The sequence below is a fragment of the Ferrimonas balearica genome (genome assembly GCF_019802085.1).
GTDB lineage: Bacteria > Pseudomonadota > Gammaproteobacteria > Enterobacterales > Shewanellaceae > Ferrimonas > Ferrimonas balearica_B.
This window is the reverse complement of sequence record NZ_JAHVHV010000001.1, coordinates 795,464-813,497: the sequence shown is the minus strand read 5'-3', so window position 1 is coordinate 813,497 and position 18,034 is coordinate 795,464. Positions and strand designations below refer to the sequence as shown.

General features: G+C 67.1%; 15 protein-coding genes. 9 read left to right on the top strand and 6 right to left on the bottom strand.

The genetic code is table 11. The features are described from left to right. The first annotated feature begins 53 nt into the window (after positions 1-53). Positions 54-710, top strand: coding sequence for a CAP domain-containing protein (locus KUV81_RS03715; protein WP_222542497.1), 657 nt, complete (start codon positions 54-56; stop codon positions 708-710). A gap of 4 nt (positions 711-714) precedes the next feature. On the opposite strand, the gene KUV81_RS03710 is transcribed toward KUV81_RS03715, so the two are convergent. Next, positions 715-1,212 (bottom strand): MgtC/SapB family protein, encoded by a 498-nt coding sequence (locus KUV81_RS03710; protein WP_222542496.1) that lies wholly within the window; start codon positions 1,210-1,212, stop codon positions 715-717. A gap of 249 nt (positions 1,213-1,461) precedes the next feature. Between KUV81_RS03710 and KUV81_RS03705 the strand changes: the two genes are divergently transcribed. The 5 genes from KUV81_RS03705 to KUV81_RS03685 are packed head-to-tail and all read left to right on the top strand — an operon-like array spanning position 1,462 to position 6,521. Further along, a complete protein-coding gene (locus KUV81_RS03705) occupies positions 1,462-2,205 on the top strand; it encodes an outer membrane lipoprotein-sorting protein (protein WP_222542495.1) in 744 nt (247 codons plus the stop codon). 10 nt (positions 2,206-2,215) lie between these two features. Next, positions 2,216-3,442, top strand: coding sequence for an ABC transporter permease (locus KUV81_RS03700; RefSeq protein WP_222542494.1), 1,227 nt, complete (start codon positions 2,216-2,218; stop codon positions 3,440-3,442). Further along, positions 3,432-4,664 carry an ABC transporter permease gene (locus tag KUV81_RS03695; RefSeq protein ID WP_222542493.1) on the top strand — a complete coding sequence of 411 codons (1,233 nt, stop codon included), beginning with the start codon at positions 3,432-3,434 and terminating at the stop codon, positions 4,662-4,664. The genes KUV81_RS03700 and KUV81_RS03695 overlap by 11 nt, the downstream gene beginning before the upstream one ends. 7 nt (positions 4,665-4,671) lie before the next feature. Then, complete coding sequence (locus KUV81_RS03690; RefSeq protein ID WP_222542492.1) at positions 4,672-5,355, top strand: ABC transporter ATP-binding protein; 684 nt, start codon at positions 4,672-4,674, stop codon at positions 5,353-5,355. Further along, entirely contained in the window at positions 5,352-6,521 is a 1,170-nt protein-coding gene (locus tag KUV81_RS03685) for a hypothetical protein (protein WP_222542491.1), read from the top strand. The genes KUV81_RS03690 and KUV81_RS03685 overlap by 4 nt, the downstream gene beginning before the upstream one ends. A gap of 15 nt (positions 6,522-6,536) precedes the next feature. Here KUV81_RS03685 and KUV81_RS03680 read toward each other — a convergent pair whose 3' ends face one another. Next, complete coding sequence (locus KUV81_RS03680; RefSeq protein WP_222542490.1) at positions 6,537-7,076, bottom strand: carboxymuconolactone decarboxylase family protein; 540 nt, start codon at positions 7,074-7,076, stop codon at positions 6,537-6,539. Positions 7,077-7,209: 133 nt separating this feature from the next. Between KUV81_RS03680 and KUV81_RS03675 the strand changes: the two genes are divergently transcribed. Together KUV81_RS03675 and KUV81_RS03670 are read left to right on the top strand one after the other, a co-directional pair. After that, positions 7,210-8,982, top strand: a complete 1,773-nt coding sequence (locus tag KUV81_RS03675) for a D-glutamate deacylase (RefSeq protein WP_222542489.1) — start codon at positions 7,210-7,212, stop codon at positions 8,980-8,982. Beyond that, entirely contained in the window at positions 8,979-10,160 is a 1,182-nt protein-coding gene (locus KUV81_RS03670) for a carbohydrate porin (RefSeq protein WP_261389185.1), read from the top strand. Before KUV81_RS03675 ends, KUV81_RS03670 begins: the two co-directional genes overlap by 4 nt. A gap of 3 nt (positions 10,161-10,163) precedes the next feature. On the opposite strand, the gene KUV81_RS03665 is transcribed toward KUV81_RS03670, so the two are convergent. Then, positions 10,164-11,045 carry a LysR family transcriptional regulator gene (locus tag KUV81_RS03665; protein WP_222542488.1) on the bottom strand — a complete coding sequence of 294 codons (882 nt, stop codon included), beginning with the start codon at positions 11,043-11,045 and terminating at the stop codon, positions 10,164-10,166. Between the two features lie 115 nt (positions 11,046-11,160). Between KUV81_RS03665 and KUV81_RS03660 the strand changes: the two genes are divergently transcribed. Continuing rightward, positions 11,161-12,249: an alcohol dehydrogenase family protein gene (locus KUV81_RS03660; protein WP_222542487.1), complete on the top strand. Its 1,089-nt coding sequence runs from the start codon at positions 11,161-11,163 to the stop codon at positions 12,247-12,249. Positions 12,250-12,253: 4 nt separating this feature from the next. Here KUV81_RS03660 and iadA read toward each other — a convergent pair whose 3' ends face one another. The 3 genes from iadA to KUV81_RS03645 are packed head-to-tail and all read right to left on the bottom strand — an operon-like array spanning position 12,254 to position 17,754. Then, positions 12,254-13,420: a beta-aspartyl-peptidase gene (gene iadA, locus KUV81_RS03655; protein WP_222542486.1), complete on the bottom strand. Its 1,167-nt coding sequence runs from the start codon at positions 13,418-13,420 to the stop codon at positions 12,254-12,256. Continuing rightward, positions 13,420-14,874: a putative basic amino acid antiporter YfcC gene (gene yfcC / locus KUV81_RS03650; protein WP_222542485.1), complete on the bottom strand. Its 1,455-nt coding sequence runs from the start codon at positions 14,872-14,874 to the stop codon at positions 13,420-13,422. The genes iadA and yfcC overlap by 1 nt, the downstream gene beginning before the upstream one ends. 57 nt (positions 14,875-14,931) lie before the next feature. Then, positions 14,932-17,754 (bottom strand): TonB-dependent receptor plug domain-containing protein, encoded by a 2,823-nt coding sequence (locus KUV81_RS03645; RefSeq protein WP_222542484.1) that lies wholly within the window; start codon positions 17,752-17,754, stop codon positions 14,932-14,934. Between the last annotated feature and the right edge of the window lie 280 nt (positions 17,755-18,034).

Sequence of the window (18,034 nt, the reverse complement as noted above, 5' to 3'; positions counted from 1 at the left end):
GGTGGGGAGTGCGCTTAGAGTGTAGCCCCGCCCCCAGGCGCTAAGCTTGGTGAATGAGAATCGTCCTGCTGCTGGCCCTGCTGGTGACCCTACCGGCGCTGGGCCAATCCCTGAGCCTGAGCCCCATCGAGGCCCAGGTGCTGTCGGAACTGAACTTCGCCCGCACCGAGCCCCAGCGCTACGCCCGCGAGGTGCTGGAGCCGATGCGGGCCCATTTTCGGGGCACCGAAATCGTCGAGCCCCCCTGGCGCACCCGAAAGCCCGGAGTGGTGCAGGTGGTGGAGACCCAGGAGGGGGTGCAAGCGCTGGAGGAGGCGATCGACGCCATGAAAGCGGCCCAGCCGGTGCCGGCCCTGACCCCCTCCTACGGCCTGACCCTGGCCGCCCGGGCCTACCGCAAGGAGCAGGCCAAACAGGGGCGGATCGGCCACATCGGCCAGGACGGCTCCACCCCGGCGGACCGGATCGAGCGCTTCGGCCGCTGGGAAGGGGTGGCCGGCGAAAACCTCTTCTACGGGGATGGCGACGTCCAAGTGGGCCGCTTCGTGGTGATGGCGCTCATCATCGACGACGGTGTGGCGGACCGGGGCCACCGCCACACCATCATGGAAGCCGGCTATACCCTGGTGGGGATCGCCTTTGGCCCCCACCCGCTCTACGGTGGCCTCTGCGTACAGAACTTCGCCGCCGAGTTCTACGACGCCCCTTAAGGGCTCACTCTCCCCCCAGCGCCTCGCCGCGCATGCGCCGTTTCAGCTCGTAGTAGCGGTTGTGCACCCCCCGGGTCAGCCGGGTGGAGGTGTGCTCCAGGGCATCGACGCCGTAGAGGATGGCCACCACCACCAGCGACAACTTTACCGCCACACCCGGCCCCACCACGGACAGGCAAACGCCAATCCCCGCCAGGGCCCAGATCGCCGCGGCGGAGGTCACCCCCACCACGATGCCGTCCTTGGCGAGCATCACCCCGGCGCCGAGAAAGCCCACCCCGGTGACCACCTGACCGATGATCCGCGAACCGTCGGTCATCTCGCTGTTGAGGGTGCCGGCGGCGACGATAAACAGGTGGGTGCCCAGAACAATCAGGGTGGAGGTGCGGATCCCCACGGGCTTGCCCCGCAGCTGGCGCTCCAGCCCCACCAAAAACCCACACAACAGGGCCGCACCGACGTCGACCCAGTCAAAAGGCGCGATAGACCACCACGCGTTCACAATGCTTCCTCCGAAGAAAAATAGGGCCCGGCCCGCGCCGGGGGCGCGCCACTTTAAGCCCAAGTGCCCCCCTTGCCAATCACTATTTTGCCGCTTGGAGTCAGGCCCAAAGCCGTTGGGCTAACTGGCTGGAATACAGTGTTTTTTTCTTGCTGATACCGGGAGGCATTTCGCCCCTTGCAGGCTTGAACTGCACCGCCGGGGCTCAGTATGCTGGGGAGGACAGCGCCGCCAACCCAAGGACCGTCCATGACCGCCGCCCTGCTCGCCCTGCTGCTCACCCCCCTGGCCAACGCCGCCAGTCTGGATCCCAGCGAAATCGTCCACCTATCCGACCAACAGATGCGCGGCGAGTCCAGCTACAGCGAGATGACCATGAACATCGTCCGGCCGGAGTGGACCCGCAGCATGAGCATGAAAAGCTGGACCAAGGGGCAGGAGCTCTCGCTGGTGCTGGTGACCGCCCCGGCCCGGGACAAGGGCAGCGCCTCCCTCAAGCGTCAGCGGGAGATGTGGAACTGGATCCCCGGCATCGAGCGGGTGATCAAAATCGCCCCCTCCATGCTGGGCCAGTCCTGGATGGGCTCGGACTTCACCAACGACGATCTCATCAACCAGTCCTCCATCGTGGTGGACTACACCCACCAGCTGGTGGGCCAGGAGCCCTACGACAACGAGGCCACCTGGGTGATCGACGCCCTCGCCAAGCCGGACGCCCCGGTGGTGTGGAGCAAGGTTCGGCTGTGGATAAGCCAGGAGAGCTACCTGCAGCGCCAGGTGGCCTTCTACGACGAGTTCGACGAGCTGGTGAACACCCTTAAAACCTACGACGTTCGTGAACTGGGCGGCCGCGCCGTGGCCACCCGCATGGAGATGATCCCGGCGGACAAGCCGGGGCAGAAAACGGAGATCCTCACCCACTCGGCCCAGTTTGATTTCGCCATCGACGACGCCTTCTTCTCCCAGTCGCAGATGAAAGCGCTGCGGGATTGAGGCCCAATCGATGCTGGTGAAACTGGCCTGGCGCAACCTGTGGCGACAAAAACGCCGCACCCTGCTGACCGCCTCGGCGCTGGCTTTGGCCCTGGTGCTCTCCCTGCTGACCCGCAGCATCCAGGAGGGCAGCTACGCCAACAACATCGACAACGCCGCCCGCTTCGCCACCGGCCTTATCCAGGTTCAGCACCCGGAGTTTGGCGACAGCCACAGCATCGACGACCTGGTGCCCGGCGATGCGCTCTTTATCGCCCCGGCCCGGGCCCAGCCCCACGTCAGCTGGGTGCTGCCGCGCCTGGAGTCCTTCGCCCTGGCGGCGGGGGCCGAGCGCTCCAAGGGGGCCATGGTGATGGGGGCGATCCCAAGCCTGGAGGCCGAGTATGCCAAGGTGGCCGACAAGGTGGTCGAGGGGCGCTACCTGGAGGATGACGACACCGGCGTGCTTATCGGTGAAGGGCTTGCCCGCTTTTTGCAGCTGTCGGTGGGGGATGAGTTGGTGCTTTACGGTCAGGGCTACCGGGGCCAGACCGCCGCCGGCCTCTTCCCCATCCGCGGCCTGCTGCGCTTCCCCATGCCGGGGATCGACAACCAGCTGGTCTACCTGCCCCTGGCCCAGGCCCAGGCTCTCTACAGCACCGGAGAGCAGCTGAGCGCCTGGGTGCTGCACACCGACCGGCTCTCCGCCCTGCCCGAGGTGGAGGCCGCCCTGGCGGGCCACTACCCCAAGCAGCGGGTGCGGGACTGGACCAGCCTGGCCCCGGAGATGGCCCAGCAGATCCAGCTGGACCGCGCCGGGGGCTACTTTATGATCGCCCTGCTCTACGGCGTGGTGGGGTTTGGCCTGTTCGCCACCTTGCTGATGATGACCCTGGAGCGCCAACGGGAGTTTGGCGTCATGCTGGCCACCGGGCTGGTGCGCACCAAACTGGTGGCCCTTTTGGTGATCGAGTCGGCCTTTATCGCCGTGCTGGGCACCCTGCTGGGCCTGGCCATCGCCCTGCCCATCCTGCTCTGGCTCTACCACCACCCCATCACCCTGGGGGGGGAGACCGGCGAGATGATCCGCCAGATGGGCTGGGACCCGATGATCCCGGCGCTGATTGAACCGGCGCTCTTTATCGACCAAGTTCTGGTGGTGCTGGGCCTGCTGGCCCTGTGCCTTATCTACCCCCTGTGGCGGGTGGCCCGGCTGGAGCTGGTCAGTGCACTCAAGGGGGGCGCCCATGCTGGTTAGACTCGCCTGGCGCAACCTGTGGCGCAACCGGCTGCGCACCGCCATCATGCTGGGGGCCATGGTGTTTGGCCTGATGGGGGTGGTCACCCTGATTGGCTTCGTCAACGGCCTCTACGGCAACATGATCCAGAACGCCATCGCCTGGCAGACCAGCCACCTGCAGATCCACAACCGTACCTACCTGACCCACCCGGACATCAAGGACATCATCGTCGACCCTGCCCCCCTGCTGGATGCCCTCTCCCACGACGAGGCGGTGCTGGCCTGGTCCGCCCGCTTTGTCGCCGATGGCATGGTGGCCTCGGCGCGCAGCACCCGGGGGGTGCGGATCACCGGAGTGGACCCGGCCGCGGAGGCGGCAGTCACCCCGGTGGCCCGGCGCCTCACCGAGGGGCAGTGGCTGGATGAGAACGGCCGCAACCCGGTGGTGCTCTCCACCAAGACCGCCCAGCGGCTCAAGCTGCGCCTGGGCTCCAAGGTGGTGCTGACCTTCACCGATGCCGAGGGTGAGGTCACCGGCGCCGCCTTTCGGGTGCGCGGCCTGTTCCAAAGCCCCTCCTCCGCTTACGACGACGGCCACCTCTTTGTTCGCCGCTCGGATCTCACCGCCCTGGCGGGCATCGAGGGCTACCATGAGATTGCCGTGGTCACTACCGACGGCGACTACCAGAGCCAGGCCGCCACCGAGGCCCTGAAGGCGCGCCTGAGCCGGCTCAGCGACCCGGCCAACCGCGTCCGGGACTGGCGCACCGTGCAGCCCATGCTGGCGGCCATCCTCGGCCAGATGGGCACCAGCAACGCCATTATCCTCGGGATCTACGTGCTGGCCATGAGCTTTGGCATCGTCAACGTGATGCTGATGTCGGTGTTCGAGCGCACCCGGGAGTTTGGCGTGCTGATGGCGGTGGGGATGACCAAAGGGCGGATCTTCACCCTGCTGTTGCTGGAGAGCGGCCTGCTCGGGCTGTGTGGCGGCCTGATTGGCGTGCTGGCCTGCCTGGGGCTGATGGCCGCCCTGTCGGTGACCGGGATCCCCCTGGGCAGCTGGGCGGAGGGGCTGGGGGCCTTCGGCGCCGACACCCAGCTCTACCCCAGCGTCCGCACCGCCGATTACGCCATGATGTTACTGACGGTACTGGCGGCCAGCGTGCTGGCGGCCCTCTACCCGGCCCGGCAAATCCTCAAGCAGCGTCCGGTGGACGCCATGGCCCACAAACTCTGAGCAACCCATGACCATCGCGATTGAAAACCTCAGCAAGATTTACAACCCCGACTCCGAGTTCCCGGTTCACGCGGTGCGCCGGTTGAGCCTGACCATCGAGCAGGGGGAGTTTGTCGCCATCATGGGTCCCTCCGGCTCCGGCAAAACCACCCTGCTGAACCTGCTGGGCGGCATCGACACCCCCAGCGAGGGGCAGATCACCATCGACGGCGATCGGTTGAGCGATCTCACCCCCCACCAGATGATCGCCTTTCGCCGGGACAACGTGGGGTTCATCTTCCAGGACTACAGCCTGCTGCCGGTGCTGACGGCACTGGAGAACGTCGAGTTTGTGATGCAGCTGCAGGGCCACAGCGAGAAAGCGTGTCGGGCCCGGGCCACCGAACTGCTGACCCAGGTGGGGCTTGGGGATCAGCTCAACAAGGTGCCGGCCAAGCTCTCCGGCGGTCAGCAGCAGCGGGTGGCGGTGGCCCGGGCCCTGGCCCCCCGTCCCCGCTTCGTGATGGCGGATGAGCCCACCGCCAACCTGGACGCCCGGAGCACCGCCGAGCTGATGGACATCATGCAGCAGCTCAACGAGAAGGAGGGGATCACCTTCCTCTTCTCCACCCACGATCCCCGGGTGATCACCCGCGCCCGGCGGGTGATCGTCATCGAGGATGGTCAGATCACCGAGGACCGTCCCCAGTGAGAGGTTGGCCGCTGGCACTGCTGACGGCCCTGGCCGGCCCCGCCCTGGCGGCGGTGCCGGGGCTGGCGCCACAGAAAAGCTGGGATCTGGGGGGCTACGTCAAGTACATGGCCACCGGCACCCTGGCCGATGAGGGCGACAACGCCCTGGATCACCTACTGCACCAGCGGTTCAACTTCGAGTACCGCTTCAGCCCCACCTTGCGGCTGAACGTCGGCATGCGCAACCGGGTGCTGGCCGGTGACAGCGCCGAGCTGCCCGGTTACGGCGCCCTGGTGGGCGGAGACGACGGCTACTGGGACCTGACCCACAACTGGGTGGATAAGAACGGCCTGGTGGCCACCACCAGCTTCGACCGCCTCTATCTCCACTGGCAGGACAACGACTGGCAATTGCAGGGCGGCCGCTTTCGCATCAACTGGGCCATGGCCAGCCTCTGGAACCCCAACGACCTGTTCAACGCCTACTCCATCTACGACTTCGACTACGAGGAGCGCGCCGGCAGCGACGCGGTGCAGATAAGCCGTACCCTGGGCTTCGCCAGCCAGCTGGACCTGGTCTACAACCCCGCCAAAGACAGCGAGCTGACCAGCTACGCCGGCCGCTACCTGTTCAACCACCGGGGCTGGGACGGCCAGCTGCTGCTGGGCAAGTCGGGGCTGGACCACGTCGTTGGCCTGGGGTTTGCCGGAGATCTGGCCGGGGCCGGGGTGCGCGGCGAGCTGAGCTATTTCGACCCCACCCGCGACCACTGGCAGGGGGAGGCGCTGAGTTCCGCCACCGTGGCCACCCTGGAAAGCGACTACAGCCTGGGCGGACGACGCAACTGGATGGTGCGCGGCGCCCTGCTCTACATCAGCGCGCCTCAGGACCCGGACAGCGCCCTGGCCTACCTCAACCTGCCACTGACCGCCCGCACCCTGAGCTTCACCCGCTGGACCGGCTACGGGGATCTCAGCTTTGAGCTGAGCCCCTTGAGCCGGCTCACCCTCTCCGCCACCGGCTACGACGACGGCTCGCTGTTTGTTGGCATGAGCGCCGACTACTCCCTGGCCAACGACTGGCAGCTGCTGGGGGTGGTGCAGCGCTTCGACGGCACGAGCGACAGCCTGTTCGGCGCCACCCCCGCCACCTTGCTTTTCGGTCAGCTGCGCTGGAACTTCTGAGCCCCGCGCTCGGCCTCAGATGAACTTCTCAAAGGGCTTATCCACCGGCGTCTGGGCCAGGTGGTTGGTGAAGTTGCTCATCACCTTCTGGCTTATCCCCAGCACGATGGCCAGCAGATGGCGATTGCCATAACCGGCCGCGAAGAAGGCCGCCTGCTGGGCCTCGCTCAACTGCCCCCGGTCCCGCACCAGGGCCAGGGTGGTGTCGTGCAGGATCTGCAGCTTGGGATCCGGCAGCGCCGTACCCGTCTTCAAAGACTCGATCACCGCGCTGTCCACCTTCATGCTATGGGCGATGGCGGTGTGGGCGGGCAGACAGTAGTGGCAGTGGTGGAAGCCGTTGATGGTCTGCCACACCACGGTCAGCTCCGCCGCGTCCAGCCCGGACTCGGTAAACAGCTGGTGCACCCGCTGGTAGGCCTCCAGCAGCTGGGGCGACTCCGCCATCACGGCGTGGAGGTTGGGGATCATGCCAAAGGCCTTTTGGGAGGCGGCCAGCAGGGGCCGGCTGGCCTCGGGAGCGGTGTCGGCATCGTAGAGGGTGAAGTCGGTCATGGGGTCATCCTGTGGTCCAAGGGAAAGTCACTCCTAGCCTAGACCGAACTCTGGCCCCGCCCCTTTCATCGACCGGACAATCCCCTCTAGCCTTCTATTCTTTAAGGGCTTTCCCATTCGCTGGAGATCTCCCATGGCCCGCCTGCTCTGCCCGGCCCTGCTGCTGGGCGCCCTGTTCGCCCCTTCCCTTCCCGCTGCCGAGCCCTTCGACCTGGTGATCTTGAACGGCCGGGTGATGGACCCGGAAACCCAGTTCGATGGGGTGCGGAACCTGGGGGTGCGCGACGGGCGGATCGCCCTTATCACCGAGCAGCCCATCGAGGGCGCGCAGACCATCGATGCCAGCGGCCTGGTGGTGGCCCCGGGCTTTATCGACACCGAGCAGCACGGCCTGGGCCCCTGGGGGATCAAGGTCAACCTGCGGGACGGGGTCACCACCCAGATGGACTTCGAGGTGGGGGCGCTCAACATCGACCAGTGGTACGCCCACCGCACGGGCAACACCCAGGCCAACTTCGGCACCGTGGTGGGCCAGGAGTTTGCCCGCATGCGGGTGCACGACGGCCTGGCCCTGGAAGGCCCGAACGTCACCATGCCCTACTTTTTCGACTACCGGGCCCAGGCCGCCGAGGATGGGGTGAACGGCTGGTCCACCAGCCGCTCCAGCGTCGAGCAGATCAACCAGGTCACCGCCATCCTCGATGAGGGGCTGCGCCAGGGCGCCATCGGCGTGGGCTCCACCATCGGTTATGCCCAGAAGGGGATCACCACCTACGAGATGCTCGAGGCCCAGCGGGCGGCGGCCCGCTACGGCCGGCTGACCGCGGTGCACCACCGCTTCCACCCCAGCGCCGCCACCCCCACCGAGGCCCCCACCGGAGTCAACGAGGTGCTGATCAACGCCATGGTGCTGAAGGCACCCCTGCAGATCCACCACGACAACGACTACGGCTGGTGGGAGAACCAGGAGAAGCTGGCCCTGGCCCGGGCCCAGGGGCACAACGTCTGGGCCACCTACTACCTTTGGATCGCCGGCTCCGGCAACTACGGCGCCAGCATCGTCGCGCCGGAAACCTGGGAGCAGGCGATGGGCTACAAGTACGAGGAGACCATCTACGATCCCCAGCTGGACCGCTTCGTCACCAAGGATGAGTTTCTCAAGTTCCAGTCCGAAGAGCCCGGCCGCACCCTGATTGCCTACAGCCCGCCACGCAAGCAGTGGCTGCCGATGTGGACCAAGGTGGAACATTTCGTGGTGGCCGGGGACGGCATGCCCGGGCTGGATGTGGAGGGCAACCGACTGGAGTGGGAGGCGCCCTACGAGGCCTACGCCGGACACCCCCGGGCCGCCGGCACCCACGCCGCCACCCTGCGCATCGCCCGGGAGAACGGCGTGCCGCTGATGCACACCCTAAGCCAGCTCAGCTACTGGAGCGCCAAGCACCTGGGGGACACCGGCCTCAAAGCGATGCAGGAGCGGGGGCGTTTGCAGGAGGGGATGGTGGCGGACATCGTGATCTTCGATGCCGACACGGTCACCGAGCACGCCACCTACAAGACCGGCAGCAACGGCCTGCCCTCCACCGGGATCCCCCACGTGCTGGTCAACGGCGTCTGGGTGGTGAAGGACAGCCAGGTGCAGGCGGACCTCTACCCCGGCCAGCCCATCCGCTTCCCCACGCAGGAGACCGGCCGCTTCGAGCCCATCTCCGCCGAAGCCTGGCTGGAGACCTACACCATCAAGACCAACCCACCGGCGCTGGATCTGGATGACAGTGCCCTGAACCCGGATGTACAGGCCCGCCGACCGACCCCCTTCGACCCCCACCACCTGTTCGCCCACGAGGATCCCCGGATGGCCCACCTGTTCCAGTGCATCCACGACCACGAGGAGTCCCACCCATGATTCGTCTTGCGCCCCTGGCGCTGCAGCTGGCCGCCGTGCCCTTGATGGCCGCCGAAGCTGACAGCAACGCCCGCTTCGGCGGACCCGATGCGGTGGACAACCAGCTGGAGGAGGATAAGAAGCGCCACCCGGTGCCCCATAAGGAGCGCTGGGCACAGCGGGGCCTCAGCCTGGGGTTCGATTACTCCGCCGTGGCCCTGTGGGCCAGCGACAGCCTGCCCGGGGCGGACGACAACGCCGCCGGTGCCATGGCACGTTTCTACGGCAGCTGGGCGCTGGTCAACCGGGGGGAGGCCAACAGTGGCTCTCTGGTGTGGAAACTGGAACACCGCCACGCCTACACCGACACCGCGGTGAAAGACTTCGAGTTCGGGGTGGGGGGCCTGGGACTGGTGACGCCGCCGTTCAGCGATCAGAAGGGCCGGCTGACCAACCTCTATTGGAAGCAGCGCCTCTCTGGCGGTCGCGCGACCCTGGTGGCGGGCTTTCTCGACGCCACCGACTACTTCGACGTCTACGCCCTGGCCAGCCCCTGGAGCGGCTTTATGAACTTCGCCTTCAGCACCGGCACCACCACGGTGGCCCTGCCCGGGGACGCCACCCTGGGGGTGGCCGGGGCCACCATGCTGGGGGAGAACTGGTTTCTCATCGCCGGGTTGACCGACATGGAGTCCGACCCCACCGAGCCCTGGAAAGGGGTCGAGACCTTCTTCTCCGACAACCGCTACTTCTCCAGTGTGGAGCTGGGCTGGACCTCGGATCAGAGCCAGATCTACGTCAACAACGTCCACCTGAGCCTCTGGCACGCGGATGAAAGTGAGATGCAGGGCACCAACGAAGGCCGGGGGCTGAACCTCTCCGCCTCCACCCAGCTGGGGTCCTGGCTGCCCTTTGTCCGGGCCGGGTTCAGCGAGGACGCCGGCACGCTGGCGGAGAAGTCGGTCAGCCTGGGCACCGGCTACTACGGCCTGGTGGAGGGCAGCACCCTGGGGGCAGCGGTCAACTGGGCCGAGGTGCCCGGCGCGGACGACCAGTGGACCTGGGAGCTGTTCTTCCTGTTCAAACCCCTGCCCTACCTGGAGCTGACCCCGGATCTGCAGGTCATCCAGAACCCGGCCCTGAATCCGGGAGAGAGCTCGGTGGTGATGTACGGCCTGCGGGGGCGGGTGTTCTACTGAGCGTCAGTCCAGCTGCAGGTTCAGGGCCGCGGCCTTCAGGCTGCGACTGAGCCGCAAGGCGGTTTCCGGCGCCAGATCCGGACTGTGGACCAGGCGCATCGCCAGCGCCCGTTTTTGTGGGAAGGGAGGCCCTAAAGGCGCCATGCGCCGCCGGCACACCAAAGACTCGGGCAGCAGGGCCAACGCCTGGCCGGCACTGACCATGGCCGCCAGGTTCTCCAGCACCGGGCTTCGGATCACCGCCTGCCAGGGCAGGTCCAGGGCGTCGAGATCCTCCCGGGCCCAGTCCGCCACCAAACAATCGGCCTCCAGCACTGCCACTGGCAGAGGCCGCCGCGCAGCCAGGGCGCCGCTTTTCGGCCCCACCCAAAGCAGCCGCTCCTGCCACAGGGCCCCGGCCACACCGGCCTCATCGGAAACGATGGCGATGTCCAGTTGACCCAGGGCCAGCTGCTCCTTCAAGCGTCGACTGGGGGCACACACCAGTCGACACTCCAGCTGGGGCCAGTCGGCCTGCAGCTCGGGGATGACATCGCGGACAAAGGCCTGGGCGTAGTCGGTGGGAATGCCGCAGCGCAGGGTGCCCCCCTGCACCGGCTGGGTGATGGCGGACCAGGTGGCGGCATTGAGCCGAAACAGCTGCTCGGCGTAGCCTTGAAGGGTGCTGCCGGCTTCGGTCAGGCGAATGCCCTGGTTGGAGCGCACCATCAGGCGCACCCCCAGCTGGGCCTCCAGCCGCTTCAACTGCATGCTCACCGCCGCCTGGGAGCGATTCACCGTCTGGGCGGCCTGTTTGAGCTCGCCGGCCTGGATCACCGCCAAAAAGGTGCGCAGCAGTTCCAGGTCCAGCGGCGGCGCCCCGCCGGGATTCAGGATATCCGACATGATGATTCAGTTTTTTTGATTTAGACAAAAATTAATTTCGTTTGCCTGAACCTTAAGGGATCCCGTAGCGTGCTGTCCACGATTTAGGCCTCCCCTTCCACACAGGAGCGACATCATGGTTTCCTCTCTGCCTCACACCATGCAGGGCGTGCAGCTGACCGGCCACGGCGGCCTGGACACCCTGGTCTACCGCCAGGACCTGGCGCTGCCCACCCTGGGCGCCGGCGAGGTGCTGATCCAGGTGGCCGCCGCAGCCATCAACAACACCGACATCAACACCCGCATCGGCTGGTACTCCAAGTCGATCAGCGGCCAGACCAACGACGGCGGCCAGCAGGGCTTTGATCAGCTGGACGACGAAGACGCCAGTTGGTCCGGCGAGCCGCTGCACTTTCCCCGCATCCAGGGGGCGGACTGCTGTGGTCACATCGTGGCGGTGGGTGACGGCGTCGATGCCGGGCGCATCGGCGAGCGGGTGCTGGTGCGCCCCATGCACGAGTCCCCAATGGCCGGCCCCAGCGGCTTTATCACCTTCGGATCCGAGTGCGACGGCGCTTTCGCCCAGTACGCTAAGGTGGCCTCCAGCGAGGCCTTTGCGGTGCAATCCAGCCTCACGGACGCCGAGCTGGCGAGCTTCCCCTGCGCCTACTCCACCGCCGAGAACATGGTGGATCGGGCCGGCGTGGGCCCCGGGGACCGGGTGCTGATCACCGGCGCCTCCGGTGGCGTGGGTTCGGCGGCCATTCAGCTGGCCAAGCGCCGCGGGGCGGTGATCTACGCCCTCTCCAGCGCCAGCAAGGCCGAGGCGTTGAAGGCCCTGGGGGCCGAGAAGGTGCTGGATCGCCAGGATGACCCCATGGCGGTGCTGGGCGCCGACAGCGTGGATGTGATCCTCGATCTGGTGGCGGGCCCCAGCTGGGGTGAGTGGCTGAACCTGCTGGCCCCCCGCGGCCGCTACGCGGTGGCCGGCGCCGTGGCCGGCCCCCTGGTGGAGCTGGATGTGCGCACCCTCTACCTTAAGGATCTCACCTTCTTCGGCTGCACCTACCAGCCCCGCCGCGTCTTTGAGAACCTGGTGCGCTACATCGAAAACGGCGAGATCGCCCCCCTGGTGGCCGAGCGCTTCCCCCTGGCAGAGATTCGCCAGGCCCAGGAGGTGTTTCTGGCCAAGGGGCACGTGGGCAAGATTGTGCTCATCCCCTGACGCCTTAGAAGGGCTCGGTCACCCGGGCCGAGCCCTCTGACACCATCCGCTTGCCGCCACACCACAGATCCCTTACCGCCAGACTCTGGGCATCCAACAGCAGAAGATCCGCCCGCTGGCCCAACGCCAGGGTGCCCCGATCCGACAGCCCCAGGATCTGCGCCGGGTTGGCGGTGACACAGGCCAGGGCCTGTTCCGTTGCGACCCCCTCCTCCAATATCGCCGAGCGCACCGCCTGGTGCAGGCTGGCCACCCGCCCCACCTGCAGCCCCTGCAACCGCCCCGCCTCATCGAATCGGGGCAGGCTGGCGTTGCCGTCGGAGCTGAAGGTGATCTGCGCCGACGCCACTCCGGCCCCCAGCAAACGTGCCAGGGCTTTGGCCGCCGCCACCTCCCCCTGGGCCAGCAGCTCCTCGGTGGTGCTGGTGGTGATGTCCACCCAGCCGCCGGCCTGGCCGTAGCGCAAAGCAGCATTGAACACCGCTTCGCTGCGATTGACGTGGGTGGGGTAGAACTGGCTTATAGGCAGGTTGCTGTCGCTCACCACCCGGTGCAGCCAGTCCAGGCCGGTGGGGTCGTCCCCCAGGTGGATGGAGACCACGCCTCCCTTGCCCGCCAACAGGCCGCCATTGCGGGCCTGGCTGGCCAGGCGAACCAGCTCATGGGCGCTGGGGTGACTGCTTCGGTGATCGGCGATGGCCACCTCCCCCACCCCGATGCAGGGGCCCAGCAGCAGGATGTCGTCGGTGATGTCCCCCAGCAGGGTTTTGACCGGCACCTGGTAGCCGCCAGTGTAGACGTAACAGCCCAGCCCCAGGTTGCGCAGGGCATAACACTTGGCCAGCAGATCCGGCAGGGTGCGGCTGGTGGCGTCGGTGCCCAGGGCCCCCACCACGGTGCTCACCCCCGCCAGGGTGGCCTCGGTGATCCCCATGGCCGGGGTGCGGGTGTGAAAGCCCCCCTCCCCGCCGCCACCGGTAATGTGCACCAGCGAGTCGATAAAGCCCGGGCAGGCCAGGGTATCCTGGCCGTCCACCACCTCGTGGGGCAGGTTGGTATCGAGTGTCAGTTCCGGCCCCATCGCCAGGATCCGCTCCCCCGCCAGGGCGATGTCGCAGCGCCCCTGAGGTGTCGGGGCGTAGGTTTGTGCCTGTTTAATCAAGGTGATCATCATTGGTATCCCATTACGGCCGCGGCCATCACCACGGCGGTGGCCAGCAGCATTACCATCAGCATAAAGCCCCCGACGAAGCGCACCCAAACGCCCCAGCTCACCCTGGCCACCCCCAGGCAACCCACCAGGGCGGCGGAGGTGGGGATCAGCACGTTGGTCAGCCCATCCCCCAGTTGGAAGGCCAGCACAGCCACCTGGCGGGTCAGGCCCAGGAGATCCGACAGGGGGGCCATCAGCGGCATGGTCAGCGCCGCCTGGCCGGAGCCGGAGCTGACCAGCAGGTTGAAGGCGGACTGGAACCAGAACATCAGCGCCGCGGCGCTGGCCTGGCCCAAATCGCCAAAGGCGTTGCCGGCGCCATTAAGCAGGGTGTTGAGCACCGACGGCGCCCCGGGGTCGTCGCCGCCGAGCACCAGCACCACCCCCTTGGCCAGGGCCACCACCAGCACCGCCGGTACCAGGGCCGCTGCCCCCTCACTGAAGTGTCGGGAGAGATCGTTGAGGCTTGGAAAAAGACCGCCGAGCCGGGCCACCACCCCCACCACCAGGGCCAGGGCGAAGAACTGGGCGGCAATTTGCGGCAGGTAGTAGCCCCGGGCCATCACCCCCCAGCACACCCAGGCCAGCCCCAATGCGGTCAGCAGCAGGATAAGCCGGTCCCAGTGGCTCAGTGGCGCCACCGACTGGGCCTGGGCCCGCTCCCGCCAGTGGCGGTCGCTGTGGTAGGTGGGAGAGGCCTCGGGGTGGGCCCGGACGCGGCGGCCATGACGCCAGACGAAGGCCATCCCCAGGGCGGTGAGTCCGGCCCAGAGCGCCAGGCGCAGGGGCGCGCCGCTGAGCAGCGGTACCGCGGCGATCCCCTGGGCCAGGGCCACGCTGAAGGGGTTCATCCAGCTGGCGGCAAAGCCCAGCTGGGTGGCCAGGTAGCAGCAGGCCACGGCGCTTAGGCTGTCGTAGCCCAGGCGCACCAGGGTGGGCACCAGGATAAGACAAAACGCGATCGCCTCCTCCCCCATGCCGAACACCGCCCCGGCCAGGGAGAACAGAAAAAACAGCCCCGGCAGCACCAGATCCTGGCCTCGGGTCGCCCGTCCGATGGCGGCCAGTATGGCCCGGTCCAGGCTGCCGGAGCCCAACAGGATGCCGAAGGCCCCGCCCACCACCAGCAGGAAGGCGGCGACACCGACGGCACTGCCCCACTTGGAGCCGGCCACCAGGCCTTCGAACAGCAGATTGGCCAGCCCCATCTGGCCCTGTTCGGCAAACAGGGGCACCGGCGAGTGGGACTCGACCACCCGGAAGCTGCCGGGCACCAGCTGGCGCTCGCCCCCCTCACCGCTCAGCAGAAACTGACCGGCGGGCACCCAGTGGGTTACGCCCCAGGCCAGCAGCGCCACCAGGGCGAGCAGCACCAGGGCGTCCGGCATGGCCGGTCGCGCAGTTTGAGACATGGTGATGTCCTTGTCAGGAAGGTCGCCGGCCCCACCATGGCGGGGCCGGCCCATTCGTTAGAAGCGGAAGGTGTAGCTCACCCGGTAGTAGCGGCCCAGGATGTCGTGGTTGAACACGTCCACGTTCTGGCTGCTGCCGTACACCACCGGCGCTTCGCGGTCGAACAGGTTCTCCACCGCCAGGCGCAGGGTGTGGTGATCACCGATGTCGTAGCCCACCTGGGCGTTGACCTTGGTCCAGGAGGGCACCTCGCGGTCGGCGGTGATCCCCAGACGCTCCAGGTCGAAGTAGCTCAGGGCGTCCAGATCGTTGTCCTCGTAGCCGCTGGTGTAGAGGGCGGTCAGGGAGCCGAACCAGGCGTTGCGGTCGAAGCGCAAGGTGGTGGTGGCCAGGGTCTCCGGATACTGGTAAGTGCCCGCCAACTCCTCCTCGCCCACGCTGGCGCTTTTCTGGCGCTTGAAGGAGAGCACATGGGTAACGTCCGCCAGGAAGGTCCAGTCGATGCCCAGGCCGGTGAAGTAGTGGGTGTAGGTGAGATCAACCCCGTCGGTCTCCTGGGTGCCGAGGTTTTGCAGCTGCAGATGCACGTCGCCGTCCACCACCAGCGGCTCCAGCGGCTGGCCACTGTCGTCGCAGCGCACCGGCACCCCCTGGGCGTTCTCCGCCGGGACGCTGTCGCAGTAGAGCAGCGCCGGGTTGGCCAGGGCCTGCAGCAGGGCAAACTCCGGGTCCACTGCCACCAGCTTCTCGTGCTCGAAACGCCAGTAATCCAGGGTCAGGGTGATCTCCTCGGTGGGGCTGTAGGCCAGGCCCAGGTTGTAGGAGTCCGCCTCCTCCGCCTGAAGGTCGCTGTTGCCAAACTCGATGGTGTCGATGGAGAAGTCGCTGGCCCCGTCACAGTCGGCGTAGCCCTCGGCGATGCCGGATTTGCACTCCACCACGGCGCTGGAGAGTTTCACCCCGGCGCCCACCTGGGCCAGTGAGGGCGCGCGGAAGGCGGAGGCCCAGGAGGCGCGCAGGATCAGGCTGTCCCAGGGCTGGTAACGCAGCCCCACCTTGGGATTAAAGTCGCCGCCAAAGTCACTGTAGTGGTCGTAACGGCCGGCCAGCTGCATGTCCAGGGTCTCGGTCAAGGGCAGGTGGAACTCGCCGTACAGCGCCCAGGTGGTGCGGTCCGCCTCCACCCGGGTGGAGCCGAAGCGGATCACCTCCGGCTGGAAGCCGTTTTCAAAGGTGCCCTCGGCCAGCTCGGAGGGGATGTCCTCCAGCTCCTCACGGCGCACCTCGCCGCCGAACGCGGCGGCCACGGCCCCGGCGTCCCACTGCCAGAGATCCCCGGAGAGGTTGAAGTCCCAGGTGTAGAGGCTGGACTCGCCGTTGCGGGGCACCTGCTCGTAGATGAGATCCCAGGCGTCGGGATCGTTCACCCCATCGGCCCGGGGCGCCCAGGCGTCGTAGGGGCTGACCAGGAAGCCCTCCCCCGGCTCGCAGATGCTGCCGTCGGCACACAGGGCACCGTTCAGGGCCGCTTCCAGTTTGCTGCGACTGGCGATCCCGGCGCTGCCCAGCTGCTCGGACTCGCTGCGGGAGGCGGAGAGCGCCGTCTCCCAGGCCCAGTCGCCCCAGTCGCCGCGCAGTCCGGTGACCAGGCGCCAGGATTGGGTTTCGTTCTCCACCAGGCGGGTGTCCGGCAGGCGGCCGTAGATCTGGTAACTGTCGTCGATGATGCCGCCGAAGGCGTCTTCGTAGAAGTCCACGAAGGCCTGGCCGATGGGGTTCAGGCTGCCGTCCTCGTTGGTCAGCGAGGGGTGCAGCTGGTCCGGATCCCGCGGGTCGAAAAAGGGCACCTCGAAGCCGTTGAGTGGTGCCGAGCTGGACTCGCCAGAGCCCTCGGTGTGGGAGAACATCAGCTCGGTGAACCACTGGCTGCCGCCGGCAAAGTCGTAGTGGTAGGTGGCACCGGCGCCCCACTGCTCGAACGCCGGCTCGTAGGGCCGGTACTGGTTGCTGTTGTAGGCGCAGTACTCGAAGAAGCGCTCCGCCGGGTGGGCGTCGTCGCGGTCATCGAAGCGGATGTCATCGGGGCAGTTGGGGTCCACCTTGTCCTTGGCCAGATCGAAAAACAGGGTGTTGTAGCTGGCCCAGGCGTGCTGCTTGCTGGGGAAGAAGCTCTCGGCGGTCTGCGCCCGGTCCCGCAGGTAGGTGGCGTTGCGGTCGTAGTAATCGGCGAACAGGGTCAGGTTGCTGTTCTCGAAGCTCTTGCCCCACACCAGGTTGAAGTTTTTCTTGCTGTCGTCGGTGCTGGCCTCGGAGTCGCCGTAGCTGACGTTCAGCTCCAGCCCCTCGTAGTCCTTCTTCAGGATGTAGTTGATCACCCCGGCCACCGCGTCGGCCCCGTAGAGGGCGGAGGCGCCCGTGGGCAGGATCTCGATGCGTTCGATGGCCGCCAGTGGGATGGCGTTGATGTCGACGAAGTTCTCCGAGCCGAAAGCAAAGGAGCTGACGGACACCCGGCGGCCGTTGATCAGGGTCAGGGTGGAGGAGGCCCCCAGGCCCCGCAGGGAGCCGGCGGCCTGGCCGGCGGGGGAGCTGCCGGACAGCGCCCCGGAGGCGGAGGTGGAGAAGGTGCCGGTGCCCCCCCGGGTCTGGCCCACCTCCCGCAGCAGCTCGGACAGGGAGTTGGCGGAGGAGCCTTTGATGTCCTCGGCGTCGATGGTCACCAGGGGCTGGGCGCCCTCCATGTCGACCCCCTTGATGCGGGAGCCGGTGATCTCGATGCGCTCGACATCGGCGGTTTCGGGGGTGTCAGCGGCCACCACTTGGGCCACGGGGGACAGGGCAAAGCCGGCGGCAGCCAGCATCAGCAACGGGTTGTTCATGGTGTTCTTCCTTGTGCTCCCAACCTGGAGACCACAGGATCCGGCCCGGCACGGGCAGCGGGATCCGCTTCCTACGGAGTGAGATGAGATCTGGAGGGGCGAGTGACGCCCAAACGCACGGCGACGCGGTCTGAACCAACGGGTTCAGCGCATCAGGCCAATGGGTCTGGGGCTATTCGTCAAACCACTCGCTGAGGTAGAAGCTCTCGAAGAAGTAGTTTGACAGCGACGCGGCATTCTTGAGCATTACGTCCTGTCTTCCTTCCATGTCACAAGGCAG